This window comes from Caballeronia telluris, from assembly GCF_001544495.1.
GTDB classification, from domain to species: domain Bacteria; phylum Pseudomonadota; class Gammaproteobacteria; order Burkholderiales; family Burkholderiaceae; genus Caballeronia; species Caballeronia telluris.
In genome coordinates this window covers 1-767 of sequence record NZ_FCNZ02000144.1, presented here as the reverse complement: position 1 = coordinate 767, position 767 = coordinate 1, and the positions used below count along the sequence as shown (strand labels likewise).

Annotated in this window: 1 protein-coding gene and 1 pseudogene; both read left to right on the top strand. The window is 61.1% G+C overall.

Annotation, left to right across the window (positions count from 1 at the left end):
- A partial coding sequence (locus AWB66_RS32635) for an electron transfer flavoprotein subunit beta/FixA family protein (protein ID WP_407642360.1) occupies nucleotides 1-350 on the top strand: 350 nt, incomplete at its 5' end.
- A 10-nt stretch (nucleotides 351-360) separates the two neighbouring features.
- Nucleotides 361-767: pseudogene (locus AWB66_RS32630) on the top strand (electron transfer flavoprotein subunit alpha/FixB family protein); the annotation flags it as partial.

Genomic DNA, 767 nt, shown 5'->3' with positions numbered 1-767 from the left:
TGACGGGATTGCCGCAGGCGACGTTTGCATCGAAGGTCGTTGTAGCCGATGGCAAAGCGACTGTGTCGCGCGAAGTCGATGGCGGTTCGGAAACCCTCTCGCTCACGTTGCCCGCAGTCGTCACCAACGACCTGCGCCTGAACGAGCCGCGCTATGTCACGCTGCCGAACATCATGAAGGCGAAGAAGAAGCCTTTGGAAACGCTGAAGCCGGCGGATCTAGGCGTCGATGTCGCGCCGCGTCTGAAGACGCTGAAAGTCGCCGAGCCGCTCAAGCGCTCCGCCGGCGTGATGGTGCCGGACGTGAAGACGCTGGTCGAGAAGCTCAAGACCGAAGCCAAAGTGCTCTAAAGGAAAGAACATGACGATTCTGGTTATCGCAGAACACGACAACGCATCGATCAAGGCCGCGACGCTGAACACGGTTGCGGCTGCTTCTAAGATCGGTGGCGACGTTCACGTGCTCGTGGCAGGTTCGAATGCGCAAGCCGCAGCCGATGCGGCCGCGAAGATCGCAGGCGTTTCGAAAGTGCTGCTCGCCGATGCGCCGCAACTCGCCGACGGGCTGGCTGAGAACATCGACGGTACGGTGCTGAATATCGCTAAGGATTATTCGCACATCCTCGCGCCCGCTACCGCATACGGCAAGAACATCGCACCGCGTATCGCCGCGCATCTGGACGTCGCGCAAATCAGCGACATCACCGCCGTCGACAGCGCCGACACCTTCGAGCGTCCGATCTACGCGGGCAACGCCATCGCGACGGT